Here is a 26397-nt window from a genome sequence, read left to right on the forward strand (position 1 = left end):
CCGCTCAGGCGTACTGGATGACGAGGCCGCCGCCGGCGCCGCGCTCGATGCGGCTCAGGCAGAGCTGCCGCACGATGTCGCCGTCGATGCGCCGTTTCATCTGCTCGAATGCGAAGTACGCCTCCCGACGGTACTCGTACTCGACTTTGTGCTGCGCCATGTTCCGGTCCTTCACCACGGTCTTGAGCTGCTCGAGGAAGTCGACCTGTTCGATCCAGGCGACGTCGATCGACTTGAGGAACACGATGTTCTGGAACCGCGCGTACACCTCGGGGTCGGCCAGCAGGTCGACCTTCTGCTGCACCGCGTCGGCGAACATCCGCATCAGCAGCGCACGCACGCGCCGGGGCTCACCGACGTCGAGCGCGTCGAAGTCGTCGGGCAGGCGGTAGCCCAGGTTGTCGAACACATAGCGCATGACGTCGCCGCGCGTGCGCCAGGAGTGGCCGGCCTCGGCCTCCGCGAACACGCCGGCCGCGATCGCCTCGAGCTCCCGCCGGGCGACCGGCGTGCCCGTGATGATCTCATCGCGCATCGCGTATACGAGGTCGCGCTGCCGCGACACCGCGATGTCGAAGTCCTTCGACAGCGCCCGGGCGCCGCTCGCGCTCTCCTCGCTCGCCCGCTGAGCGCGCCCGAGCAGGCGGGCCATGGCGCGCGGGCTGCGGCGGCCCTTCAGCACGTCGTCCTGCTCCACCGATCCGAACCTCACGAACAGCTCGTCCTGCAGCGAGGCGTGGAAGCGGCTGCTGCCGGGGTCGCCCTGCCGGCCGCTGCGGCCTCGCACCTGCCCCTCGACGCGCTGGTTCGGCATCTTCTCGGTGCCGATGATCACCAGGCCGCCCCGTTCCCTGGCCTCCGGAGTGAGCTTGATGTCGGTGCCGCGGCCCGCGATCAGCGTCGCGACCGTGATCGCGCCCACGCGGCCCGCCTCGCGCACCATGAGCGCCTCCTTGGCCTCGCTGAGCGCGTTCAGCAGGTTGTGCTCGATGCCGCGGTCGAGCAGGTGGTGCGAGTACGTCACCGAGCTCCTGACCGATCCGGTCGTGATCAGGATCGGGCGTCCGGTCTGGCGCATCTCCTCGATGTAGTCGAGCACCAGACGATCCTTCTCGGCGGCCGTCTGCACGACGACATCCGGCTCGTCCACCCGGATGACCGGGCGGTAGGTGGGGATCTCGACGACCTCGGTGCCGTAGGTCTGCAGCAGCTCCTTCTCCGAGCCCTTCGCGGTGCCGGTCATCCCGCCCATCCGCTCGAACATCAGGAACAGGTTCTGATAGGTCACCGATGCCATCGCGCGGTTCTCGGTCGTGGTGTCGAGTCCCTCGCGCGCCTCGATCGCCTGGTGCAGACCGCCCTGCAGCTTGTTGCCCTCGAGCAGGCGACCCGTGACCGAGCTGAGCAGCACCAGCGATCCGTCCATGACCATGTAGTCGCGCATGGGCTGGAAGCTCGTGCGGGCGCGCAGGGCCAGATTCACGTGCCGGTTCAGCTGGAACAGCTCGGGCGCATACAGGTTCGGCACATGGAAGAACCGGTTGCCGCTCGCAACGCCCTCCTCGGTGAGGCGCACGACGCCCGTGCTCTCGTCGTACTCGTACTCGACGCCCTCGCGCAGGGTCGCTGCGAACTCGTCGGCCAGCGGGTACAGGTTCGACTGCACACGCGGCGATCCCGAGATGACCAGCGGCATCTGCGCCAGGTCGAGCAGCACCGCGTCGGCCTCGTCGATCAGCGCGTAGTGATACGGACGCAGGTACTTGTCGGCGCTCGTGCCGGCCAGGTTCTCGAGCAGATAGTCGAAGCCGATCTTGTCGCTCGTCGAATAGACGATGTCGGCCGCATAGATGTCCTTCTTCTCCGCGATGGAGAAGTCGGGCGCACCCGCCTCCTGCACACCGATCGCGAGCCGCAGGCCCATGAACTCGAACACCGGTCCGAACTCCTCGGCGTCGCGCCGAGCGAGGTAGCCGTTGACGGTGACGAAGATCGCCCCGCGTCCCGTCAGCGCGTTGAGGTACAGCGGCATCGTGGCCGTGAGGCTCTTGCCCTCGCCGGTCTTCATGGCCGCGATGCCGCCCTGGTGCATCACGATCGCGGCCAGCAGCTGATTCTCGTACGGGAACTTCCCGACCACGCGCAGATCGGCCTCGCGGATCGCCGCGAACGCCTCTGGCAGCAGCCGATCGAGCGTCTCGCCTCGGGCGAGCCGGTCCCGGAACTCGCGCGTCTTGTCCCGCAGCTCCGCGTCCGACAAGGCCCGCATCTCGTCCTGATGCGCGTTCACCTGCTGGACCGAACGGCGGTTCCGCACGTCGCCGCGAGCGCTCATCCCTCTCCCTCCCGCAGGGTGAACGCCGTGAAGCGCAGCTCGTCGCAGCCGCCGTTCACCAGCCGGATCGTGTAGTGATGGCACCCGGCCGGGTACTCGAACGCGTACGCCGGCGGGTGGAGCACCTCGGCGCGGATGAGTGCGTCGAAACGGTCGAAGAACCGCACCTCGAAGATCACGCTGTCATCGGGCGTCGGCGTGAGCTCCGGTTCCAGCCGGTATGTCCGCCCCGCGTGCAGCAACGGCAGCGAGGGCGCGTCGCGCACGGCCTGATAGTCGGTGAACGAGTACCACTCCTGCATGGTCGTGCCGCTCGGCATCAGGCGGTTCACGAGGTGCACGTCTCCCGATGCCTCGCGTGCGAGCGCCGTGCCGTACAGCGAGGCGCGGCTGTTGATGCCGCCCCAGCGGACGGTCGCGATCCGACTATTCGCCATCCCGTACCCCCTGGTACTCGTCGATGACCCGCTTGTACTGGTTCACGAACCACGTCACGATCGACGGGCTGTCGTCGTTGTGGCGCCCCTGGTAGCCGCGCGCGATCACGGTGGTCGGCTTGCCGGTCTGCGAGCCCAGCAGCGTGTAGTAGGCGCGGTCGTCGTAGTCGTCCTGCTCCATGTAGGACATCAGGATCTTCGTCGCGCCGAACCCCGGGTCGCCGTTCCAGCGGTCGATCAGCCCACGCGTGAACGAGCCGACGTCCGTCGGCTCGCCGTCGTCGTCCGTCCGGTCCCAGAAGTTCACGATGTCGAGGACCGTGAGGAACTCCTTCGGCCGGACGAGGCGCCCGCGCTCGGCGACATAGCCGAGGTCGATGATCGGCTTGCCCGCGATGATCGCGTGCGCGTCGAACTGCGAGCCGTAGTGGAGTGCGCCGAACGACCCCATCGACAGGCCGGAGAAGATCACATCGCCATCCGTGAAGCCGAGGGCGTCGATCAGCTCGCGGATGACCTGCCGCAGCTGCTCCTCGAGCTCGCCGCCCGACAGATAGAAGCGCCCGCCCTCAAGCCGCGGATCGGTGATCAGGAGGAACGGATGCCCGAGCCCGGCCATCATGAAGTAGCCCTCGAACCCCTCGGCCGGGCGGTAGCCGGCGAAGTAGATGTTGAGCGGCGGCGTCAGGTCGCCGGGGTGGAAGTAGTAGAACAGCTCCTCACGGCGGCTGTCGACGAGGCGTCTCCCGCCGGGCAGGAAATGCCCCGCGCCCATCCTCGAGTGGCGGTAGTGCAGCGGGCCGATCCTCACGCTGCCGCGGCCGCGTGCGAACAGCGCGCACGACAGGTAGCCGCTGGTCGGGTGCGCGAACACGATCGGCTGGGCCAGCTCGGCCTCGGTGTAGGTCTTCTGGAACGCGATGACGTCTGGGGTGCCGCTCTGGATCAGCTGCACGACCAGCTCGAGCTCGCAGCCGTCATCCTTCGTGAACTCCGGCCACAGCTCGAGCGCCCGGTCGTTCTCGTAGCGGATGTTCTCCTTCCACATCATCAGCTGACGGGCGTCGCCGTCGTGGTCGACGTCGACGACGAGGTGGCCGCTGCCTTCGTACCGGGCGGTGCCGCGGTGGAAGGGCGACAGCTCGGTCTTCTGCATGCCGAGCTTCTGCCCGAACTGCTTCGCGAAGTAGCGGCGCGGCAGCTCGTCCATGACGCGGGCGCGGTCCTCGACGCTCTGATACGTCGCGGCCTTGCGCGTCAGCAGGGGACGGTGGACGTCGCCGAAGCCGGGCATCAGCGCACGGTCGACGATCAGCGTGTGGGGCGTGATGACCGCATCGACGGCTCCCAGCCGCTCGGGCGCGCACGGGGCGTCGATGATCGTCACGTCGACGCGACCGATGAGCGCCGGCTCGAAGCCGACCTCGTCGTCGACGTGCGCGAACACCCACTCGACGCCCGCCGGCGTCGGGGACGAGGCCGACCAGTCGTCACGGCCGATCTGCAGCACCCGCATACGTCACCTCCTCCTTGATGAGATCCCAGCGCCCGAGCACCTCTGGGGCGCTGAACAGGTCCTCGAGCACGCGGCACTGAACAAGCGACTGGTTCCAGTGCTCGAGGCCCGACAGGTAGTGCTCGAGCGCCGCGGCGAGTTCGGCGTCGTCGCGGATCGCGTAGCCGTTGATCGGATGCGTGCACAGCTCCTGCTCGTAGCGGTTGATCTGCGGCACGCCCGCGTTCACCGCCTCGGTCGCGAGGCGGCGATTGACCGTGGCACCCAGGTCGACCAGCACGCGCGTCTTCGCCAGAGTCCGGATGAGGTCGGCCTCGCGATCGACGAACGCCAGCTGGATCTTCTCCTCTGGCCCCTCCGCGATGCCCACGTCGATGCCCAGCAGCGCGCTCTCGTCATCGGCGAGGAAGGCGAGGTCGAGGTTCTGATAGCCCGCGATCACACGCCGGATGCGCTGCAGATGGTCGAGGTCCTGCGACCGAAACGTGCACACCAGCAGCCGGGTGCGCTCGTCGGCCACGAGCTGCGTGGCCATCGTCGCGATCGCGAAGTCGAGTTCGTCGGCCGTGATGTCATCGGCGAACAGCGAGATGTACACGTCGGCCTCGTTGGCGCTCGCACCGAACGTCGGGCGGCGCTCGAGCGGGTAGACCGACAGCGTCGGCAACATCGCCCAGTCCAGCTCCTGATCCGGGTCGGCGCTGTCGCCCGGCGTGCCGAAATCGGAGAGCACCACGCCCGCCCTGGCGAGCAGCGCGCTCGACACGCGCGTCGGGCGCGCTGCGGTCCACGACAGCACGAGCGTCTGGTCCGTGAGCAGCGACGCGACCAGGTCGTCGTGCTGCTCCGCGAGCGCCAGCACGACCGTGCCCTCGCCGTGCTCGCGCAGGTATGCGCCGAGGAGCTCGGCGATCAGCTGCTCCCAGCCGTCGTACGACGCCTGAGCGAAGCGGTCGTCCGCGTTCTGCACCACGTCGATCCGCCCGGTAGGCAGATCCTCGCTCACGATCACGTCCCCGGCCGGTGACAGGTAGTACTGGGTCGCCGGCTGGCCGTCCTCGCTGTGCATCAGCACGCTCGAGAGGAAGCCGCGGTCGTCGTAGATGCGCTCGACCGTGGGCATGCCGTCTCCGTAGAACCGGATGGACTGCAGCGTGCCCTCGCGCGACAGGTGCACGCGCGCGTACACGCTCTCGCCCCGCATCACCGTGACGAGGAACGGGTTGTAGAAGAAGCTCGCATCGTCGGGCCACTCGAGCTCGAGGAAGTCGAGCGGGCGCGTGTAGTCGTCGACGACGCCCTGCACATGGTCGAAGAACGACCAGTACGGCACGTCGAACACATCCTGACCGTGCAGGAACCGACGCAGGCTCGGCGCGTAGTTCAACACGATCAGCCGCGTGGGCTCGTCGCCCTGGCGGAAGATGCGCACGCGCGTCACTGTGTCGTCGGGCTCGCCCCCCGCCGTCTGCGACGCCGCGTCGTCGGCGACGTACCAGGGCCGGGACGCGCCGTACCAGGCCGGGATGAAATGCATCATGCCGCCGCACCTCCGGCTCGCGTCGTGAAGCTGAACACGTACTTCGTGCCGATCAGCGTGTCGGTGATCTCCTCCTGCAGCATCCACAGCAGGCTGAGCAGGATCATGAGCGTGCCGGGCGCCATCAGCAGGTGCTGCAGGTTCGGGTGCGCGCCGACGAAATGCAGCGGCAGACCGACGAGCACCACCAGGAGCACGCCGCTGATCGCGGAGAGGGCGACCACGCGGTGGCGGATGTGCCGTCGGGTCGCGGGGCCGGGCTCGACGTGGTCGAAGTATTCTCCCGCGTCGCGCATCCGCCTGGCCGTCTCGCGTGGATCGACCGTGAACAGCCCGAAGAAGATCGTCAGCGCGAACAGCAGCAGGAGGAACATCCCGAAGCCCAGCGGCGTGCTCAGACCCCACGCCGACAGGAACAGCTCGGCTCCCGCCGCCGCCGCCGGGATCACCTCCGCGACCGCGTGCGCCACGTACTGCGGGATCGCGAGCAGCGCGAGCGCGTACATGATGGGCGAGGCGCCGGCCGGGTTGAGCTTGATCGGCAGATACGACACCCCGATGTAGCCGCTGTCGATCGCGACCTTGTTCACGTGCAGACGCAGCTCCGCGTTGCCGGCGAGCACGCCCAGCAGCACGACGCACACGCACGCGGCAGCCACGAGCCAGAGGATCGGCGCATACTGCGGGTCGGTGATCGTCGCCGCGAGCGCCTCCCCGTCGCGCATGGCCGTGATGACCAGCTGGTACAGGATGAACATCGTGATGCCGCCGAGGCCCAGGTCCTCGTTCTTCTGCGCCAGCCACGCGACGAGCATCGCTCCGCCGGTGAGGATCACGACCACGAGGATCTGGGCGTTGACGCGCCCGTCGAAGGGGCCCCAGCTCAGTTCGCTGATCTCGTAGCTCGCGGTCAAGCTGATGGCCTGGATGACCGCCAGGATGACCATGACGACGTAGCGCGCCCGCTTCACGGTGTCCTCGGGGATCTTGCGATCGCGCGCGATCCTGCCGATGAACAGGAAGCGCCACAGGATCGCCGCCCCCATCCACGGGCCCAGGCCCAGCGAGAACACGGACGGCGAGAAGAAGTCGCCTCCGGTGGCGATGTTCGCCGCGTTGAGCAGCGCGCTCGCCTCATCCGGTCCGGTCGCTGAAGAGTGCAGCCACGGGATGGGGATGCTGCGGCCGATCATGAAGCACACGAACAGCAGCGCCGTCCACAGCAGCTTGGTCCTCAGCGGCGCGAACTTGCCGTCACGTATCTGCGCCACGCGCCGTCCCTCCCCCCTCACGCGTCGCAGCTCACTTCCGGTTGCCGAAGATGTTCAGCGACGACAGCAATGAGCCGAGGCGCGATGTCCGTCCGGCCGCGGGCGCGGCCGACTCGCTCTGCAGGTAGCTCTCGGCCTGCGACATGCTCTCGAGCACGGAGTCGCTGACCGACGACTCGGAGTCGCTCGCCGACAGCGTACCGCTGACCGACTCGTAGATCACGCCGCTCTCCGACTCGGTGGTCGAGCCCGACATCGACTCGGAGTCGCTGACCGACTCGGATGCCGATTCCGAGCCGGGAGCCGCGCCCGATTCGCTGAGCGGCGCCGGACCGTCCGCGAAAGGCGATGCGGACCCGCTCGCCGAGGTGGAAGACGACTCGGCGCCCGGCTCCGACTGGCTCGTCGAACCGGACTCGGATTCGCTTGTGGAGTCACTGGCCGATTCCGACTCGGACTCGCTCATCGGCTCCGACTCGCTGGTCGACTCCGACTCCGACTCACTCGTCGACTCAGACTCGCTAGTCGACTCCGACTCAGATTCGCCGGCCGACTCCGACTCACTCGTCGACTCCGACTCACTAGTCGACTCCGATTCGCTGGCCGACTCAGACTCAGACTCAGACTCACTGGCCGACTCCGACTCACTCGCCGACTCAGACTCCGACGCACTCGTCGACTCCGATTCGCTAGTCGACTCCGACTCCGACTCAGACTCCGACTCGCTAGTCGACTCCGATTCGCTAGTCGACTCAGACTCCGACTCAGACTCCGACTCACTGGCCGACTCAGACTCCGACTCGCTCGTCGACTCCGACTCGCTGGCCGACTCCGACTCACTCGTCGACTCCGACTCGCTAGTCGACTCCGACTCACTAGTCGACCCCGACTCACTAGTCGACTCCGACTCAGACTCACTCGTCGACTCCGACTCCGACTCCGACTCCGACTCCGACTCCGACTCAGATTCGCTAGTCGACCCCGACTCGCTAGTCGACTCCGACTCAGACTCACTGGCCGACTCCGACTCCGACTCAGACTCACTCGTCGACTCCGACTCCGACTCAGACTCACTGGCCGACTCCGACTCCGACTCAGACTCACTGGCCGACTCCGACTCCGACTCAGACTCAGACTCCGACTCACTGGCCGACTCAGACTCCGACTCACTCGTCGACTCCGACTCCGACTCAGACTCGCTAGTCGACTCCGACTCAGACTCACTAGTCGACTCCGATTCGCTGGTCGACTCCGACTCCGACTCAGACTCCGACTCAGACTCCGACTCACTGGCCGACTCAGACTCCGACTCACTCATCGACTCAGACTCCGACTCACTCGCCGACTCCGACTCAGACTCAGACTCCGACTCACTGGCCGACTCAGACTCCGACTCGCTAGTCGACTCCGACTCACTCGTCGACTCCGACTCGCTAGTCGACTCCGACTCCGACTCAGACTCCGACTCACTAGTCGCCCCCGACTCGCTAGTCGACTCCGACTCAGACTCAGACTCCGACTCACTCGCCGACTCCGACTCCGACTCACTCGTCGACTCCGACTCCGACTCAGACTCGCTCGTCGACTCCGACTCCGACTCCGACTCACTGGCCGACTCAGACTCCGACTCAGACTCCGACTCACTGGCCGACTCAGACTCACTGGCCGACTCCGACTCCGACTCCGACTCGCTAGTCGACTCCGACTCCGACTCCGACTCACTAGTCGACTCCGACTCCGACTCACTGGCCGACTCAGACTCACTGGCCGACTCCGACTCCGACTCAGACTCACTCGTCGACTCCGACTCCGACTCCGACTCACTAGTCGACCCCGACTCGCTAGTCGACTCCGACTCAGACTCAGACTCCGACTCACTGGCCGACTCAGACTCCGACTCACTCGTCGACTCCGACTCCGACTCACTCGTCGACTCCGACTCCGACTCACTCGTCGACTCCGACTCGCTAGTCGACTCAGACTCCGACTCCGACTCACTAGTCGACTCCGATTCGCTGGTCGACTCCGATTCGCTGGTCGACTCCGACTCCGACTCAGACTCCGACTCAGACTCCGACTCACTGGCCGACTCAGACTCACTGGCCGACTCCGACTCCGACTCAGACTCACTCGTCGACTCCGACTCCGACTCAGACTCAGACTCACTGGCCGACTCCGACTCCGACTCACTAGTCGACTCCGATTCGCTGGTCGACTCCGATTCGCTGGTCGACTCCGACTCCGACTCAGACTCAGACTCCGACTCACTGGCCGACTCAGACTCACTGGCCGACTCCGACTCCGACTCAGACTCACTCGCCGACTCCGACTCCGACTCACTCGTCGACTCCGACTCAGACTCCGACTCACTCGCCGACTCAGACTCCGACTCACTCGTCGACTCCGACTCAGACTCCGACTCAGACTCGCTAGTCGACTCCGACTCCGACTCCGACTCACTAGTCGACTCCGATTCGCTGGTCGACTCCGACTCCGACTCAGACTCCGACTCACTGGCCGACTCAGACTCACTGGCCGACTCCGACTCCGACTCAGACTCAGACTCCGACTCACTGGCCGACTCAGACTCCGACTCGCTAGTCGACTCCGACTCGCTAGTCGACTCAGACTCACTCGTCGACTCCGACTCGCTAGTCGACTCCGACTCCGACTCCGACTCACTAGTCGACTCCGACTCCGACTCAGACTCAGACTCCGACTCACTGGCCGACTCAGACTCACTGGCCGACTCCGACTCCGACTCAGACTCCGACTCACTAGTCGACCCCGACTCGCTAGTCGACCCCGACTCAGACTCAGACTCCGACTCACTGGCCGACTCAGACTCAGACTCACTCGTCGACTCCGACTCCGACTCACTCGTCGACTCCGACTCGCTAGTCGACTCAGACTCCGACTCCGACTCACTAGTCGACTCCGATTCGCTGGTCGACTCCGATTCGCTGGTCGACTCCGACTCCGACTCAGACTCCGACTCAGACTCCGACTCACTGGCCGACTCAGACTCACTGGCCGACTCCGACTCCGACTCAGACTCACTCGTCGACTCCGACTCGCTAGTCGACTCCGACTCCGACTCCGACTCACTAGTCGACTCCGACTCCGACTCAGACTCAGACTCCGACTCACTGGCCGACTCAGACTCACTGGCCGACTCCGACTCCGACTCAGACTCCGACTCACTAGTCGACCCCGACTCGCTAGTCGACCCCGACTCAGACTCAGACTCCGACTCACTGGCCGACTCAGACTCAGACTCACTCGTCGACTCCGACTCCGACTCCGACTCACTCGTCGACTCCGACTCCGACTCACTCGTCGACTCCGACTCGCTAGTCGACTCAGACTCCGACTCCGACTCCGACTCACTAGTCGACCCCGACTCGCTAGTCGACTCCGACTCCGACTCCGACTCACTGGCCGACTCAGACTCCGACTCACTCATCGACTCAGACTCCGACTCACTCGTCGACTCAGACTCCGACTCAGACTCGCTAGTCGACTCCGACTCCGACTCCGACTCGCTAGTCGACTCCGACTCAGACTCCGACTCACTAGTCGACTCCGATTCGCTGGTCGACTCCGACTCCGACTCAGACTCCGACTCACTGGCCGACTCAGACTCCGACTCAGACTCACTCGTCGACTCCGACTCCGACTCCGACTCACTAGTCGACCCCGACTCGCTAGTCGACTCCGACTCAGACTCAGACTCCGACTCACTGGCCGACTCAGACTCACTGGCCGACTCCGACTCCGACTCCGACTCAGATTCGCTAGTCGACCCCGACTCGCTAGTCGACTCCGACTCAGACTCACTGGCCGACTCCGACTCACTCGTCGACCCCGACTCACTCGCCGACTCAGACTCAGACTCACTCGTCGACTCCGACTCCGACTCAGACTCCGACTCACTGGCCGACTCAGACTCAGACTCACTCGTCGAGTCCGACTCGCTGGCCGACTCCGACTCACTAGTCGACCCCGACTCGCTAGTCGACTCCGACTCAGACTCACTCGTCGACTCCGACTCAGACTCACTCGTCGACTCCGACTCCGACTCCGACTCCGACTCGCTAGTCGACCCCGACTCGCTAGTCGACTCCGACTCAGACTCACTGGCCGACTCAGACTCCGACTCACTCGCCGACTCCGATTCGCTAGTCGACTCAGACTCGCTAGTCGACCCCGACTCGCTAGTCGATTCCGACTCAGACTCACTCGCCGACTCAGACTCACTCGTCGACTCCGACTCGCTAGTCGACTCCGACTCCGACTCACTGGCCGACTCAGACTCAGACTCACTCGTCGAGTCCGAGTCGCTCGGCGTGATCGACTCGGAGTCCGACTGGCTGACGGACTCCGAATCCGACTGCGATTGCGATTCACTATCCGAGATGATGTCGCTCGGGGCGCCGGGCGAGCTCGCCTCGTTGAAGTAGTAGAACAGCGCGTTGATGTTGTAGACGGAGACGCCGCCCGGGGGCAGCGCCTGGGCGGCGATCATCAGGCCGTCGGTGGTGGTGAGATAGCCCGCGTAGAGCGTGCCGCCGATATACATCGGATACGCGACGAAATGCGCCTGCGCGCCGTTGATCGTGACGTTCAGCGCGGCAATCACGGCCGCGAAGTTCTCCGCCGTGATGGTGCTGTTCGACGTCGTGATCGCGGTGGTGTAGGTCACGACGTTGCCGTTGTAGGTGCCGCTGCCGACGCTGCCATACGACGCGTGGCCGGCGTCGCTGCTCGACAGGCTCGAGTCCGCGCCTCCACCGTACGAGATCGAGGCGTTCGTGAGGCCCTGATCCGAGTAATGCGGGATCTCCGCAGCCGTGGCGATCCCGATGCCGGCGTTCGTGCGCAGCAGCGATGCACGAGACGGTCTCGCGGTCTCGCTCGTCAGCTCGCTCTCGGACGTCGACTCGCTCGCTGCAACCGACTCGCTCGCTGACTCGGACGAGGAGATGGATGTCGAAATCGACTCGCCGGAGGATGTCGACATCGACTCCGACTGGGCAGCGGTCTCGAACGGCGCCTCGGACTCGGATGTCGCGGTGGACTCAGACGCGGTGGCCGGCTCCGACGCGCTCTGCGATTCGGCAGCCGCGACGAACGCGGCCGCCTCCGAATCCGAAGCGGACGTCGACTCCGCCGCGCTCTCCGAGCTCGATTCGGAGGCGCTGGTCGACTCGGAGCCGCTCTCCGATGTCGACTCCGAGGCAGAATCACTCGCCCCCTCGGTGCCGGGCGTGAGCACCGTGCTGCCGTCCGTGGCGAGCGTGGTGAGATTCGTCGCCGTGACGTCATATGAGACCGGAGTGATGTCTGACATGTTCTACCGCGCCCTCCCTGAGGTCAGTCGTGCGGGATCTGCCCGAGACGGCGTACCATCCGCCAGTGGTTCGTGTCGTCCATCCGTTTGAACTCGATCCGGTCGAGTAGCGCCTCGGCGATCGGCAGGCCGCGGCCGCCCTCGGCGTCCTCACCCGGCATGTCCTTGCCACGCTCGGGGGTGAAGGTCTGACCGGTGTCGTCGAGCTCGGCCTCGATCGCGTCGTCGTGCACGCGGATCGTGAACTTCCACCGCACCTCGCCCTCGGGCCGCCCGTACTCGACCACGTTGTTGGCGATCTCGATGATCGCGGTCTCGAAGAGCATCACGTCCGTCGGGTCAAGCTCGGGGTGCGCGGCGGCGGCCTGCGCCAGCAGGGTATGGACGGCATCGAGCTGCTCGGGCACCGCGAAGCCCTCCAGCACGAACTCGTCGCCCGCAGGCGCGTTCTCACCAGTCATGAAGCGCCTCGTCGACAGTGCCGTACGGCGACAGGATCCGGTCGAGGTTGGTCAGCTTCAGCACCGCACGCACCTGATCGCCCGCGGCGGCGATCCGCAGGTCGCCACCCTGCTGACGTGCCGTCTTGAGGCCGCCGATCAGCGCGCCCAGGCCCGACGAGTCGATGAAGTCGACCGCGTGCAGATCTACGATCAGCCGGGTCTTCCCCGCAGCCACTAGGTCATCGATCCGCGCCTTCAGCGGCGGCGCCGCGACCAGATTGAACTTGCCTTCAGGTGACAGCACGACGTGCGTGCCCTGGTCTGCTTCCTCGAAACTCATCAGTCGGTGCTTCCCTTCTCCGATACGGGGATCATCTGGTGGCGCGGGGCGTCCGCGCCGGGCAGCCGCCTCAGCGCGACGGCCGTGACGTCGTCGGTCGCACCGTTGGACACCGCGAAGTCGACGATACGGTCGACGATCTGCCGGCATGTGAGGCCAGGGTCCAGAATGTCGTCGAGCTTGGCCTCGACCTGCTCGAACGAATCGTCGAGCACGTCGAACACACCGTCGGACACGATGACCAGCAGTTCGTCCTCCGCCAGCACGTCCGTGGCTTTCGTCCAGTCGTCCTCGATCGGCGCGCCAAGGGGCAGGTACCCCTGCGTGAGCCGGCGATAGCCCCGTTGCGAGGCGATGATCGCGAGTCCGTGCCCCGCATCCAGGTAGTCGAGATCGCCGGTCTCCGGCTCGAGCCGCCCGACCCAGAGCGTCGAGAACCGGTTGTTGGCTTCGAGATCATGGCGGGTGGTCTTGGAAGCCCGCACGACCGCATCGCCGACGTCGGTGTAACGGGAGTGACCGCGCAGCACGGCACGCACCTCAGAGGCGATCAGCGACGCGGCGAGTCCCTTGCCCATCACATCACCGAGCACGACCTGCAGTCGCTTACCGCCATCATCCGGATCATCCACGACGAACCAGTCGAAGTAGTCGCCACCGGCCTCGCGCGCGGGCTGCACTCGTCCGGCGATGTCGACGCCGCCGATGTCCGGCGTAATCGTCGGCAGCATCAACTGCTGCACCTGCCCCGCGAGATCCATCTCCTCCTGCACCGCGAGCTCGCGCTCGAGTAGCGCGCCCAGGTCGGCGAGCATCTCGCGCTGCTGGCGGCCCAGCCGGCGAGGCACCAGGTCGAGGATGCACAGCGCACCGACGTTCTGTCCGCTCTGTCCGCGCACGGGCACGCCCGCGTAGAACCGCACACGCGGCCCGCCCGTGACCGAGCTCATGTGCGCGAACCGCTCGTCCTCACGCAGATCGTGCACCTCGAGGATGTCGTTCTGCTGCACGGTGTAGCCGCATGCCGAGTCCTCGACCGGGATCTCGCCCGTCGGGAACCCGACCGACGCCGCCGTGAACTGCGAGTCATTGCCGATCAGGTTGAGCGCCGCGATCGGGGCGCCGAAGATCGCCTGCGCGAGACGCACGACGCGGTCGTAGCGGTCGCTCGGCACGAGACTCGCGAGCGCCTCCGCCTCATGGCGGGCAGTGCTGGGGGGCATGGCCATGGCAGCTCCTCAGCTAGCGAGCTGGTCGAGGATGGGTTCGATCTGCAGCACAGAGCGCCGCGTCGCCGACCAGCCCATGCCCAGCGAGGTCTCATGCGTGGTGATCAGCACCACCACAGCCTCCTGATGGTTGGGCAGCACCATCATGAAATGGATCGTGTGGCGCGTCGTCATCTGCATCTCGTCGATGAGACGCTCGCTCGGCCGTCCGCGCTTGGCCGAGATCAGATCCTCCACCCGGCGCACCGTGGAACCGCGGAACATCTCGACCGCCGCCGCCGCAACCGCCTCGAGGTACTCCTCTGTGAAGTACGAGACATGATGGGCCACGCCGAGCAGCCCACCCGTACGCAGATCGGCAACGGCGCAGCCGAGCGCCCCATCCACCTCCAGGAGGACGGACTCCATCACCTCATCAAGCGCGCTCACGTTTTTCATGGTAGCTGTACCCGCCTATTTGTGATGATGCAACATCAGGCGCTGAGACGGTCGTCGACTCTGTCGAGGGTGCAGGGGGAATCGCCGACCTCGAGCGTGATGGGGCGCTGAGCGGGAGTCGTCGCTTCTGACGACCCGCCCGGCCAGCACCAGAAGGCGCGCCCACCTAGACGATGAACTCGCCCTCCCTGGGAACTAACTGCGCCGTCCTGGGCCGCAGACGCGGACAAGGCCCGGGCCCCGGCCCTTGATCTCATAGGGCCAAGGTTCGAGCCTTGTGCGTCAAGTGCCCCTGGAGGGACTCGAACCCCCAACCGTTTCCTTAGGACGGAACTGCTCTTCCATTGAGCTACAGAGGCTGGCCCTGACAGTCTACCCAGTCGAGACGAGTTCCTTGGTCGACACGATGCGGGCGAAGCCGCCCTGCTGCAGCACGAGGGCGGTGGTCGCCATGATCTCCGCCGCGGATCTGGTCACCCGGCCGACGCCGGCGACCTCGGCATCCAGATCGAACGTCCGCGTCGCATCGAGCACGACCGTCACGACGAAGCCGAGGTTCCCGGCCATCCGCGCCGTCGTCTCCACGCACATGTTGGTCTGGATTCCGCAGATGACGACCTCCTGGATCGACTCGGCGTCGAGCCAGGCCTTCAGATCCGGCGTACCGTAGAAAGCGGAGTTCACCTGCTTCACGACGAACAGCGCAGGGTCGACGGCGGCGACCGCGTCCACGAGCGCGTTGCCGGGATTCGACGGATGCAGCGGCGAGGCCGCCCCGCGCGAGTCATGACGAACGACGACGATCGGCTCGGACGAGGCCTCCCACGCCGCGATCAGGCGCCGGACGTTGTCCTCGCATTCGGGATTGGCCGTCGGCCCCCAGAACGCGAGGTCGTCGAAGCCGCGCTGCATGTCGATCACGATGAGAGCACGCGTCATGTGGCCATTCTGCCGTGGATGCTCAGAGGCCGGCCCGTTTCGACTCGGGCGCTGCGCGTCCTCGCTCAACGAACGGGGGACAGCGGCTCCGGCATGTCCTCGCTCGACGAGCGGGAGGACAGAGGCTCCGGCATGTCCTCGCCCAACGAACCGGGGGGACAGGGGCTCCGGTATGTCCTCGCCCAACGAACCAGGGAGACAGCGGCTCCGGCATGTCCTCGCTCAACGAACGGGGGGACGGCAGCTCCGGCATGTCCTCGCCCAACGAACCAGGGAGACAGCAGCTCCGGCATGTCCTCGCTCGACGAGCGGGGCGGCAGAGCGCTCGACGAGCGCGGAAGCTCAGGCGGCGAGCGCCAGATAGGGCTCCCACCGAGGATCCGTGCGCTCGGTTCCCCGGACGGTCCACGCGGTGCCGTGCGGTGGGCGCGGCGTGAAGCGGAGCTCCCAGCCCATCTCCTGCGGCGTGCGGTCGCTCTTGATGTTGTTGCAGCGCAAGCAGCACGCGACGAGGTTCTCCCAGGAATCAGCTCCCCCACGCGAACGCGGCAGCACGTGATCGATCGTGGACGCGGCTTTGCCGCAGTATCCGCAACGATGATTGTCGCGTCGCAGCACACCGCGCCTCGTCACGGGCACGCGTCGCGACGACGGCACCCGGACATAGCGACTGAGGATGATCACCGCCGGCCGATCGAAGGAGCCATGGGACGCCCAGACGGGATCGCCCTCGACGTGCTCGATCACGCTCGCCTTCTCGTTCATCACGAGCACGAGCGCTCTCTTGAAGGACACGACCGCGAGCGGCTCATACCCGGCGTTCAGGACCAGTGTGCGCATCTTCATCCTCTCGATACGCCGGGACGGCTTCCCGGCACTCTCGACTCACTCGGTCGCGCGGGCGGACGAATTCTGCACGCAGGGACGAAAAAAGGCGCCGTCTAAAGACAGCGCCTCTCACGCACGGCTGCACCGTGGCATCCCTGCGGGCAATGCCGAAGCACCAGAAGGCCGAGCGCATCCATGGTTCGGATGCCCGGTATTCGGTCCATCAGCGACTCCCGCCTGTGCGACAACGGGATCAGGCTAACCCATCAGCCTGCATACCGACGAAACGGCGGATGAACGGCCAGGGCGTGTCGGCGTCAGCCGGCGTTGGCCTTCAGCCAGGCGATCGGCTCGACGAGGCTGTCGTTGATCCGGACCTCGAAGTGCAGATGCGCCCCGTAGGAACGGCCCGTGTTGCCGACGAGCCCGATGAGCTGACCGGCCTCGACCGTCTGACCGGCCTGCACGACCCGTGAGCCGTAGGTCATGTGGCCGTAGAGCGTGGATACGCGCGTACCGCCGATGACATGGTCGATCACGATGCCGACGCCGTAGCCGTAGTAGCTCTCACTCGAGACGCGCACCACACCGGAGGCCGCCGCGTAGATCGGCGTTCCCGCCGGCGCGACCATGTCGGCGCCGTTGTGCGAGCTGCTCAGCGTGCGGGAGACGTAATAGGAGCCCCGAGGAAGCGGATAGCGCACCTCGCCGGACCCGGCGGCGGTCAGCGCATATTTGCTGGTGTCGAAGGACACGGAACTCGCGGATGCAGCAGCGGCGGCACGCGCCTTCGCCGCCTCCTCCGCCTTCTTCTGCTCGATCTCCGCAGGGGTGGTGGCCGCGTAGGTCCCCCGATCCATCGGCGCCGATGTCGCCTCCGAAGCGACGACGAGGGATTGAGCGTCCTCAGCGGCGAGCTGCTGCAGGGTGGTCGAATCCGCGAGCGGAGTCGTTGCGGCGTAGGCGGGAAGAGCGACGGCTGCGACGAGAGCTCCGACCGCCGCGAAGATCGCGACGGAACGCAACGGCTTCGTCACCGAGCCCCGACGACCGCGACGTGCGGCATCTCGCCGGGACGTGATGCGCTTTTCGGTTGCGGTCGTGGGCTTCTCGATGTCTGCGGCCAAAAGGGGATCCTCCTGCACCCGTGCGCTCGGGCAGCGCTGACTCGTCGGCGCTCTGCTCCTCGACGCGCTTCCTGCAGGACGGCACTCGATTCATGCAGACGACGAGCCTGTTGGGCGATCTTCGTCGGGTGCCGTCAGCGGGCTTCTTCGCTGGCGACCTGTCCGAGGTTACCGGAAGATAACGATCCTGTCACCCTCAGAGCCTGGCAATCCCCCGAGCGCGGATGCTTCAGCAGCCGCGCCGACAGGGTCGTCAGGCCTCTTCGCCGACCAGGAAGATGTGCGAGGCGAGCTCGACGGGTAGCTCGAGGCTCTGCTCGTTGTCCTCCATCTGGATGAGCACATACCCCTCGTTGTAGCGGTACGAGCCGAGTGCGCCGGGAACGACGCCCGCGTCGCGCAGCTGCTCGAGAAGCTCGGGGTCGACCTGCGCCGGCTCGGCGAGTCGACGGACGGTGCCCTGGGTGGACTCGCCCGCCGCGTTCAGCTTCTGCACGAGACCGATCACGCCCTCATCGAACGTGCGCGCAGGAAGGTCGCCCAGCTGATCGAGCCCGGGGATCGGATTGCCGTAGGGCGATTCGGTCGGGTGGCCGAGCAGTTCGACGAGACGTCGTTCGACCTGCTCGCTCATCACGTGCTCCCAGCGGCACGCCTCCTCGTGCACGAACGCCCAGTCGAGGCCGATCACGTCGGAGAGCAGCCGCTCGGCGAGACGGTGCTTGCGCATCACGTCGACGGCCTTGCGCCGGCCGGACTCGGTGAGCTCGAGGGTGCGATCCTCCGAGACGACGACGAGGCCGTCGCGCTCCATGCGGCCGACGGTCTGCGAGACGGTCGGACCGGAGTGACCCAGGCGCTCCGAGATGCGCGCGCGCAGCGGAACGATGTTCTCCTCCTCAAGTTCGAGGATGGTGCGGAGATACATCTCCGTGGTGTCGATCAGATCGGTCATGAGCCCTCCGAAGGTTCTTAGGCAAGCCTACATTCTTCGTGGGACATGAGCGCTGCCACGCGGCGAGGCAGCGCAGGCATCCGGACCTAGAATCGACCTATGGCGATCGAGATTCCCCGTGACCTCCTGCCCGATGACGGCCGCTTCGGCTGCGGTCCCTCGAAAGTGCGCCCGGCGCAGCTCGAGGCCCTGATCGCATCGGGGTCCTCGATCCTCGGCACCTCGCATCGCCAGGCGCCCGTGAAGAACCTGGTCGGCAGCGTCCGGGAGCAGCTCTCCGCACTGTTCCGCCTGCCGGACGGATACGAGATCGTCATCGGCAACGGCGGATCGACGGCGTTCTGGGACGCCGCGGCCTTCGGCCTCATCGAGAGCCGCAGCCAGAACCTCGTCTTCGGTGAGTTCGGCGGCAAGTTCGCCGCCGCGGCGGCGGCTCCGTGGCTGACCGCGCCCGACGTCCGCGACGCCGAGCCCGGATCGCGCACGTCCGCGGAGCAGGTCCCGGGCGTCGACGTCTACGCCTGGCCGCACAACGAGACCTCCACCGGCGTGTCGGCTCCCGTCGAGCGTGTGGCGGCCGCCGGCGCCCTGACCGTCATCGATGCGACCAGCGCGGCGGGCGGCATCGACTTCGACGTCGCGCAGACCGACGTCTACTACTTCGCTCCGCAGAAGAACCTCGGCTCGGACGGCGGGCTCTGGCTCGCCGCGGTCTCCCCCGCCGCGATCGAGCGCATCGAGAGGATCGCGGCATCCGATCGCTACATCCCCGAATTCCTCAGCCTGAAGAACGCCGTGGACAACTCGCGCCTGAACCAGACGCTGAACACCCCGGCGCTCACGACCCTGCACCTGCTGCACAGCCAGCTGGAGTGGATCAACGGCAACGGCGGACTCGCCTGGGCGGGAGCGCGCACGGCGGAGTCCTCGCAGGCGCTGTACGACTGGGCCGAAGCGTCAGCCGTCGCGACGCCCTTCGTCGCCGACCCGGCACATCGCTCCCCTGTCGTCGTCACGATCGACTTCGACGAGAGCATCGACGCCGCCTCGATCGCCAAGACGCTGCGCGCGAACGGGATCGTCGACACGGAGCCGTACCGCAAGCTCGGGCGCAACCAGCTGCGCATCGCGACGTTCGTCTCGATCGAGCCGGACGACGTGCGTCAGCTCATCCGGTCCATCGACTACGTCCTCGCGCACATGGAGGGCTGAGCGACCCCCGATCCTCCTCCGCGATGTCCGCGCGCTCGCGCTGCTCGTTCCTGACACACGCGGCTCTTCTCTCCCCGCGCGGCAGGAATCTCCGCAGCGCACGAAGGAAACAGCAGCGCGACTCGGGAAAGAGCAGCGCGAGGAGCGACTACTCCCCTTCGGAGGGATCGTCGAATCCGCAGGGAGCGGGACGCGGAGGAGAGGTCACCGCGACGAGCGCTTCCTCGGCGAGCGGACGCCGTCCGGGGCATCGCGGTCGACATCGAGGATCCCGAGCAGATGCGCTCGTCGCACCGCCTCGGTGCGCGAGCTCACCCCGAGCTTCCGGTAGATGCGCTTGATCTGGGTGCGGACGGTGTGTTCGGACACCACCTCCTTCTGCGCGATCTCACCCGCTCTCATCCCGCCCACCCACAGCATGAGCACGTGGCTCTCCCTGGGCGTGAGAGTGACGATCTCGACCGGATTCGCATCCTCCGCCGCCATGGCCTCGGCAGGAGGGGTCCGGCCGATGAGCGTGTAGAGATCCTCGATGTCGCCCCGAGGCGCCCTGTGCAGCAGCGCTGGCAGGCTGCCGGGAGCCGCCTGCACCAGCTGGCCGAAGCGCATCCGCGCCTCCGTGCGGTCGCCGAGCCGCAGTTCGGCGACCGCACTGATGAGATGGGACTCCCACAGGTCCCGCTTGGGCAGATCCGCCGTCCGCAGCGCCCTGGCCGCGATTCGCGACGCCGTGATCGCGTCGCCCGCGAGGAGATGGGTCCGCGCCCGGGGGACCAGGGTCCGGACCGGATCGCCGTGCCGTTCGGAGAGACGGAGGACCATGCTCCCCTCGCCGTTCAGGAGCAGCGCGTCGAGACGAGCGCGCAGCAGGATGCCGCCGGCGATCGATTCCGGGGCCCCTCGTCGCCCTCGTTCGAAGCCGGCCTCTCTCAGTCTTCGCAGCGCACGGACCGGCTCCTCCCTCATCAAGTCCGATGAACACTGGGCGTAGATCGCGAACGGCCAGAGCTCCGAACCCTCCGAGAGTCTGGTCAGATCGGCGGCGTATCGCCCCGCCTCGGTCAGATCGAGGCGGTCCGCGGCGAGGATGCCGCGGGCGATCGTCGCGCCCGCGAGGATCGCCTCCTCGCACCAGTCCGGCACCGGCGCGGCGCGTCCGATCCGATCCAGCCATCGGGCGGTCAGGTCCGCCTGTCCGTCCACGGCGGCGGTCATAGCCGCGTTGGCCATGGCGCCGACTTTCGCGAAGTGACGATGCGGTGGATCGCCTCCTGCTCTGTGCGCCTCGATGAAGTGCAGCATCGCCGCCGGGAGATCGCCGCGCAGCAGCTCGGTCACGCCGCACTGCAGAGCGATCTGACCGGGCCGGATCTCCTCCGTCCCGCGATCGAGCACCGCATCCTTCAGACTGCCCCGCAGGGATCTGTCCCTGAGCAGCTCCGTCAACTCGACTGCTCTCCCGTAGTCGCCCCGCCACCGCGCGCTGACCATCTTCATGAGGATGCGCAGCGTCGCGCTCGTGGGATCCGCGTCCGCGTGCGCCCGCCCGCCCAACCGCTCGACGACCGAAGCGAAGCGCTCCAAGAGCGCTCCCGACTCGACCGGCGCCCCCGGCCGAGTCCGCTTCAGCTGATAGGCGATCACGCCGGCGGTCACGAGCAGCGGCCGCTCGCCCAGCGACTCGTCGTCGAGGGCGTCCACGGCGTCGAGGATCAGCCGGACATGGTCCTCGTCGAGGTCGTACCAGCGGTTGCGGAAGACCTCCTCCGCCTTTCTCGCCGCCTGTCGGCCGCCGCGATCCATCGAGGATCCTCCCCTACCCGCACGATGACCGACACGGAGTCTTCGAGTTCGCGGAGGAACGCCCCCTGACCGCGCGCACGCAGTGTCCGTCCCCCAGAACAGTCGGTGTCCTCGCACCACGACGGCTCCCGCCGTCGCAGCACCCGCGCGGGGGACGTGCTTCCGCTCGATATCGTCCCAGCGACGGCGCGAGGCACGCGAAGGCTCCGCTGACCCTGACGCATACGCCGCGGGTCAGCGGAGCCTCCGCTCGCGCCTATGCGCCGCGTCGCCGCCTCATGATCGCGATCCCGACCGCGATGAGCAGGGCTCCTGCGGCGAGCGGTGCGAGGAGCCAGGCCGCCTGACCGCCCGTGATGGCGAGCGAGGGCCGCTCCTCCGCCGTGTACCAGGACTCGTCCTCATCGGTGACGGGTCCCCCGGATGGGGTCGTCCCGGTCACGACCGCGACGTTGTGGTACCCGCCTTCGATCGCGACGTCCTGCGCGGTGAACGTCACCGACTCACCGGGCGCGAGCGTGCCGTCGAAGCCCTCGGGAGGCGCGATGCGCCCTTCGGGATCGTCGACGAGCTGCACGTTCCGGAGCGTCGTATCCCCCGTATTGGTGACGATGTAGCTCCACTCGACGGCGTCGCCCACGGCGAGCTGCGCGCCCGGGGCCTCTTCGTACTCGACGCCGTTGGTCAGCTTGACCAGGGCGATCGAGCTCGCCGGTGTGAAGCACACCTGTGCGTCGTCCTCGTTCGACGGCGCTGCCGCCAGCGCAGGCGTTCGTCCGTCGGCGTCCGCGACGTTCACCACGCAGCCGGCGTCGACGTCGTCCTGCGTCAGCGCGTAGCCCGCCGACGCCGTGACGCTCTCACCGGGCGCCAGCGCGAAGGCCTCCCCAGGCCATTCCTGCCAGACGATCTCGCCGAGCCCTTCGAGCTCGTCGTGGATCTGCAACCCGGAGAGCGTCACGTTGCCGGTGTTGGTGAGGGTGAAGCTCCACCGCACCTCTCCGCCCGCCGCGGCATCGCCGAGGAGCGCTCCCTCCTTCTCCAGCAGCAGCGATCCGCCCTCGGGAAGGGTCACGGTCGCGTCGGCAGGATCCTCGACGACGGTCCCGTTCGGATCCAGCCCCGAGGCCGTCGCCGTGTTGTGCACGAACCCGCGGTCGAGATCCTCCTGCGTCAGCTGATAGCGAGCGGTCGCCGGAGCGGAATCGCCTGCTTCGAGCACGCCCTCCTCGCCGGGCCACTGCACCTGCAGGTCGACGACGCCGTCCAGATGATCGACGAGCTCGACCGACGTCAGCGGGTTCTCTCCCGTGTTCGTGATCGTGAACTCCCAGTCCACCCATTCACCGGCACGGGCGTCGCCGGCGAGCCGACCGCTCTTCTCGAGGTCGATCTCGGAGACGCGCGTCGCATACCCGAAGTCGACGGCGATGCGATCCTCGGCCTTCGCGAGCTGGATCGCCCCCGAGTCGCTGTCGAGGTCTCCGTCGAGGTCGTAGGTGTTGGACACGACGTGGTTCGCCGGGAAGCCGAGGCCGGAGACGTCCACGACCGTGCGGTATTCGCCCGAGTGGAGGGCCGGGAAGAGGTATCCCCCGTCGGCTCCGGTCTCGACGACCGCGACCTCCTCGCCCGCCGCGTCCAGCAGACGCACGGTCGCGCCGCCGATCAGCGGCTCGCCTTCGTCACGCACTCCATCGGCGTTCAGGTCCTCCCAGACGATGCCCGCGATGGACGAGTCGACGACGGTGATCTCCGCAGGATTGCTCATGCCGAGCAGACCGTTCACGCCGAGCCAGCCGTTCGTCGTGTTGACGTAGCGGTCGCCGTCCCGCTGCCCTTCGACGTCCAGGGTCACGAGCAGCCCGCCGAGGCCCGGCTCCCCACTCGCGAAATCATGCACGATCACGCGGAGGGCGGTCACGCCGTCGATCTCCGCGAGGTCGACGCCGTCGGCGTCGGCCCAGTCGATCGATGCGTCGTTCGCCTCGGCGGCGTAGACGTCGGATGCGGGATCGGTCGTGTACTGAAGGGTCGCGTATCCCTCGGCCGCCGGTGCTCCGGCTCCGTCGGTCACGATCGCCGTCGCGAGCTTCGCCGTGCCGGAGAAGCCCGTCCCCCTGGCATCCCCGTCATAGGGCAGGACATCGACGAAGTAGCTCTCGCCCTGGGAGCTGCTCTGGAAGTTGTACCAGCGGGTCTCCCAGGACGCCTGCGGGTCGCCGACCTCGATCTGCTCCTCTCCGACGACGACCTTCTCCTCGGTGACGACCTGGGCCTGGAAGACCGTGGTGGTCGTGGCATCCGTGCGTGCGCTGACCGGCTGGGTGGTGCCCAGAGCGTCGATCGTCGCCGTGTTCACGAGTCTGCTGTCGGCCGGCGCGAGGACCGACGTGGTCACGACGTAGGAGATGCTCGGAAGCTCATCGCCCGTCCGAACGACGCCGTCGTAGGCGAAGGTGAGCACAAGACCCGATTCCGCGCTGCCGCTGCGCGTCACCTGCCACGGTGCGGCCACCTCGCTGGTGTCCACCGAGACGAGACCTGCGGGAAGCGTGTCGACGATCCTCAGATCGCGGACGTCCACGTCCTCGATCGCGCCCAGGGCTCGTTCGACCGCAGGGGTCAGCGTATAGGTGACGTCCGACCCGCTGACGATGGAGGACCGATCCGCGGCCTTGTCCAGCAGGAGCCGGTACGAGCCGACGTTCACGAACTGGGTGACCGCCGACTCGCGCGGCGTCCCCTCCCCGTCGGTGAAGGTCCAGCTGGCGTGATCCGTGGCGCTCGTGCCGAGCGGGGCCACGATCGTGAAGGGCACCGCCACGGTGAAGGAGGATGTCGCCGCCGGCGTGCCGTCGCCCCATGCGCCGGCGGTGTACGCCACGCGGATCCCGGAGACGGCCGTCGTGCCGCCCGCCTCGGCGACCGAGGCGACCCAGGAGTTGTCCTCGGGGTTCTCGGAGTCGCCGCCGGCGGTGTACTGGATCGTGTAGTCCCCCGCCGCGAGGGATGCGCTCCCGGTGCTGTTGCCGACATAGATATCGGCGCCTTCGACGATCCTCTGCTCGGCCGGATCCCAGAAGTCGTAGGCGATCAGGTCGTCCGCCGCGGTCGTCGTGTTCGTGGTGCTGTCGACCGCCGGCCGCACGACGAATCGGGAGGCGACCGTGCTGCCGAGCGAGATCTCCGCACCGCTCACGTTCGTGTAGGGCTGCCCCGAACGCGAAGGGTCGGCCGGGATCGAGAAGTCGCCTTCCTGATCGTCGAAGAGGTAGATGTTCTTGCTCCGTGCGATCGCTCCGAAGGGCGGCGGCTTGAGGACCGTCCCCTCGGCGGTGTTGCCGTCCGCGTCCTCGCCGACCGCCTCGCCATCCGTGTCCGTCCAGTCCCGCGGCGTGACGGTGTTCACGAGCCTGATCGCGCCGAGCGAGTCGACGGGCACCTCGGACTCGCGCACCCAGAGGCGCACCGTCGCCGTTGCCGAGGGCATGCTCGCGAAGCCGTCGAAGGTGAGCGTCGCCGCGTTCCCCGACTGCGCGAGCTCGACGGTGGCGCCCTCTTCGGAGATCGAGACGATCTGCGCGACGAACCGCGCGTCCTCATAGCCCTCGGGGGCCTGGAGCGTGAAGGCGTCGTCGACGACCACCGGCTGCCGGAGCTCGATGTTGTGTGCGCCGATCTTGCCGACGGCATCCGTGATGCTGACGGGGAAGTCGATGTACCGCGCGGGAACCGCCCCCGCACCGTCGCCGAAATCGAACGTGCTGAGGATGTTGTTGCCTCCGCGCGTCTTCGTGAGCTCGGCCCGGGGTGCGTTGCGCACCTCGATCGGGTCCGTGGCAGCGGTGCGCGCATCCTCGCCGACGACGGCGGTCACGGCGGGCTCGTACACGCTGCCGTTCGGCACGTCGCCGGACGGTATCGCCACCAGCACCCCGAAGCTCAGCACGCTCGGGTTCCCCGTCCCATTGCCCGTGCTGATCGTCGCGGTCAGCGTGCGGCCGTCACCGGAGAGCGTGTATCCGGCCTGGTAGACGCTGCTCGAGCTGTCGAGCGAGGCGAGCGAGGACTCGTCCCAGGCCCACCCTTCGGGGAGGGTCTGCGTGAACACGCCGTCGCCGAGATCGGTGGCGTTGAGGTTCCAGCGGAAGCCGACGACGTCGTTGCTCGCGACGACGCCGTTCTCCGCCCCGGCGTCGAACTCGTTGGGCACCTGGGCGCCGTCGTAGACCGTCACCAGCTCGAGCGAGTTGATCGTCCCCGAGGCTGCGACGGCGGCTGCCGGCAGCGAGATAGCCCCCAGCACCGCGAGCGCGAAGCCCAGTACAGCGGCGACCAGGCGGGCGAGCCTGTTCTTGGCGATGGCGACGTCCTGTCGCTCCCTGTCCGTGCTCATTGATTCATCTCCCCTGTCGAGTGGAGCGACCTGCTCCCTCGGTGGCGGCCCGGCCCCTCGCCTGGGGTGGGAATTCTGGGGATTCGAGAACGGGGGCCGGGCTCGCCGATTGCACGGCCTTGAGGCTGCGCAATCGAAACGCTATGAGCGCACCGGTGGTGATCGCGGCCCGGGCGCCCGTTTATACCCAGCGATGTACCCAGTCGAGAAGGCACGGATCGTCAGCGGCGAG

The 26397-nt window shown here is 67.2% G+C and carries 20 protein-coding genes and 1 tRNA gene; 4 read left to right on the forward strand and 17 right to left on the reverse strand.

From position 1 onward, the window contains the following. Positions 1–4: 4 nt before the first annotated feature. From secA to ACYVGQ_RS16745, 6 genes are read right to left on the reverse strand one after another with little or no spacing between them, the layout of a single operon-like run. Complete coding sequence (secA, locus tag ACYVGQ_RS16720; RefSeq protein WP_460785810.1) at positions 5–2335, reverse strand: preprotein translocase subunit SecA; 2331 nt, start codon at positions 2333–2335, stop codon at positions 5–7. After that, on the reverse strand, positions 2332–2772 hold the full coding sequence (asp3, locus tag ACYVGQ_RS16725; RefSeq protein WP_460785811.1) for an accessory Sec system protein Asp3: 441 nt from the start codon (positions 2770–2772) through the stop codon (positions 2332–2334). Before asp3 ends, secA begins: the two co-directional genes overlap by 4 nt. After that, entirely contained in the window at positions 2762–4288 is a 1527-nt protein-coding gene (gene asp2 / locus ACYVGQ_RS16730; protein WP_460785812.1) for an accessory Sec system protein Asp2, read from the reverse strand. Before asp2 ends, asp3 begins: the two co-directional genes overlap by 11 nt. Then, the gene (gene asp1 / locus ACYVGQ_RS16735) at positions 4263–5828 is read right to left on the reverse strand and encodes an accessory Sec system protein Asp1 (RefSeq protein WP_460785813.1); all 1566 of its coding nucleotides are present in this window, start codon (positions 5826–5828) and stop codon (positions 4263–4265) included. The genes asp2 and asp1 overlap by 26 nt, the downstream gene beginning before the upstream one ends. Further along, positions 5825–7099, reverse strand: coding sequence for a hypothetical protein (locus ACYVGQ_RS16740; RefSeq protein ID WP_460785814.1), 1275 nt, complete (start codon positions 7097–7099; stop codon positions 5825–5827). The genes asp1 and ACYVGQ_RS16740 overlap by 4 nt, the downstream gene beginning before the upstream one ends. A 31-nt stretch (positions 7100–7130) precedes the next feature. Next, positions 7131–7355, reverse strand: a complete 225-nt coding sequence (locus ACYVGQ_RS16745) for a hypothetical protein (protein ID WP_460785815.1) — start codon at positions 7353–7355, stop codon at positions 7131–7133. Between ACYVGQ_RS16745 and ACYVGQ_RS16750 the strand changes: the two genes are divergently transcribed. The 3 genes from ACYVGQ_RS16750 (at position 7339) to ACYVGQ_RS16760 (ending at position 12543) form a co-directional block, all read left to right on the forward strand. Continuing rightward, on the forward strand, positions 7339–11562 hold the full coding sequence (locus ACYVGQ_RS16750) for a hypothetical protein (RefSeq protein ID WP_460785816.1): 4224 nt from the start codon (positions 7339–7341) through the stop codon (positions 11560–11562). The genes ACYVGQ_RS16745 and ACYVGQ_RS16750 overlap by 17 nt on opposite strands. A gap of 102 nt (positions 11563–11664) precedes the next feature. After that, entirely contained in the window at positions 11665–11799 is a 135-nt protein-coding gene (locus ACYVGQ_RS16755; protein WP_460785817.1) for a hypothetical protein, read from the forward strand. A gap of 165 nt (positions 11800–11964) precedes the next feature. Beyond that, positions 11965–12543, forward strand: coding sequence for a hypothetical protein (locus ACYVGQ_RS16760; protein ID WP_460785818.1), 579 nt, complete (start codon positions 11965–11967; stop codon positions 12541–12543). On the opposite strand, the gene ACYVGQ_RS16765 is transcribed toward ACYVGQ_RS16760, so the two are convergent. The 9 genes from ACYVGQ_RS16765 to ACYVGQ_RS16805 form a co-directional block, all read right to left on the reverse strand. Continuing rightward, complete coding sequence (locus tag ACYVGQ_RS16765; protein WP_460785819.1) at positions 12476–12913, reverse strand: ATP-binding protein; 438 nt, start codon at positions 12911–12913, stop codon at positions 12476–12478. The genes ACYVGQ_RS16760 and ACYVGQ_RS16765 overlap by 68 nt on opposite strands. Then, entirely contained in the window at positions 12903–13235 is a 333-nt protein-coding gene (locus tag ACYVGQ_RS16770; RefSeq protein WP_460785820.1) for an STAS domain-containing protein, read from the reverse strand. The genes ACYVGQ_RS16765 and ACYVGQ_RS16770 overlap by 11 nt, the downstream gene beginning before the upstream one ends. Next, complete coding sequence (locus ACYVGQ_RS16775) at positions 13235–14464, reverse strand: PP2C family protein-serine/threonine phosphatase (RefSeq protein WP_460785821.1); 1230 nt, start codon at positions 14462–14464, stop codon at positions 13235–13237. The genes ACYVGQ_RS16770 and ACYVGQ_RS16775 overlap by 1 nt, the downstream gene beginning before the upstream one ends. Positions 14465–14473: 9 nt before the next feature. Continuing rightward, on the reverse strand, positions 14474–14902 hold the full coding sequence (locus tag ACYVGQ_RS16780; RefSeq protein WP_460785822.1) for a hypothetical protein: 429 nt from the start codon (positions 14900–14902) through the stop codon (positions 14474–14476). Positions 14903–15189: 287 nt separating this feature from the next. Further along, positions 15190–15261 (reverse strand) — tRNA-Arg (locus tag ACYVGQ_RS16785). Positions 15262–15274: 13 nt separating this feature from the next. Further along, positions 15275–15841 carry a cysteine hydrolase family protein gene (locus ACYVGQ_RS16790; RefSeq protein WP_460785823.1) on the reverse strand — a complete coding sequence of 189 codons (567 nt, stop codon included), beginning with the start codon at positions 15839–15841 and terminating at the stop codon, positions 15275–15277. 342 nt (positions 15842–16183) lie between these two features. After that, the gene (locus ACYVGQ_RS16795) at positions 16184–16681 is read right to left on the reverse strand and encodes an HNH endonuclease (RefSeq protein WP_460785824.1); all 498 of its coding nucleotides are present in this window, start codon (positions 16679–16681) and stop codon (positions 16184–16186) included. A 305-nt stretch (positions 16682–16986) separates the two neighbouring features. Then, complete coding sequence (locus tag ACYVGQ_RS16800; protein ID WP_460785825.1) at positions 16987–17796, reverse strand: M23 family metallopeptidase; 810 nt, start codon at positions 17794–17796, stop codon at positions 16987–16989. Positions 17797–18049: 253 nt separating this feature from the next. Continuing rightward, a complete protein-coding gene (locus ACYVGQ_RS16805) occupies positions 18050–18751 on the reverse strand; it encodes a metal-dependent transcriptional regulator (RefSeq protein WP_460785826.1) in 702 nt (233 codons plus the stop codon). A 99-nt stretch (positions 18752–18850) separates the two neighbouring features. On the opposite strand from ACYVGQ_RS16805, the gene serC reads away from it, so the two are divergent. Then, on the forward strand, positions 18851–19963 hold the full coding sequence (gene serC, locus ACYVGQ_RS16810) for a phosphoserine transaminase (RefSeq protein ID WP_460785827.1): 1113 nt from the start codon (positions 18851–18853) through the stop codon (positions 19961–19963). Positions 19964–20167: 204 nt separating this feature from the next. Here the strand turns inward: serC and ACYVGQ_RS16815 are convergent, their stop codons facing one another. Together ACYVGQ_RS16815 and ACYVGQ_RS16820 are read right to left on the reverse strand one after the other, a co-directional pair. Then, positions 20168–21766, reverse strand: a complete 1599-nt coding sequence (locus ACYVGQ_RS16815; protein WP_460785828.1) for a helix-turn-helix transcriptional regulator — start codon at positions 21764–21766, stop codon at positions 20168–20170. A 256-nt stretch (positions 21767–22022) separates the two neighbouring features. Further along, positions 22023–26165, reverse strand: a complete 4143-nt coding sequence (locus tag ACYVGQ_RS16820) for a DUF7507 domain-containing protein (RefSeq protein WP_460785829.1) — start codon at positions 26163–26165, stop codon at positions 22023–22025. Positions 26166–26397: the final 232 nt, after the last annotated feature.

Source organism: Microbacterium tumbae, from assembly GCF_054780175.1.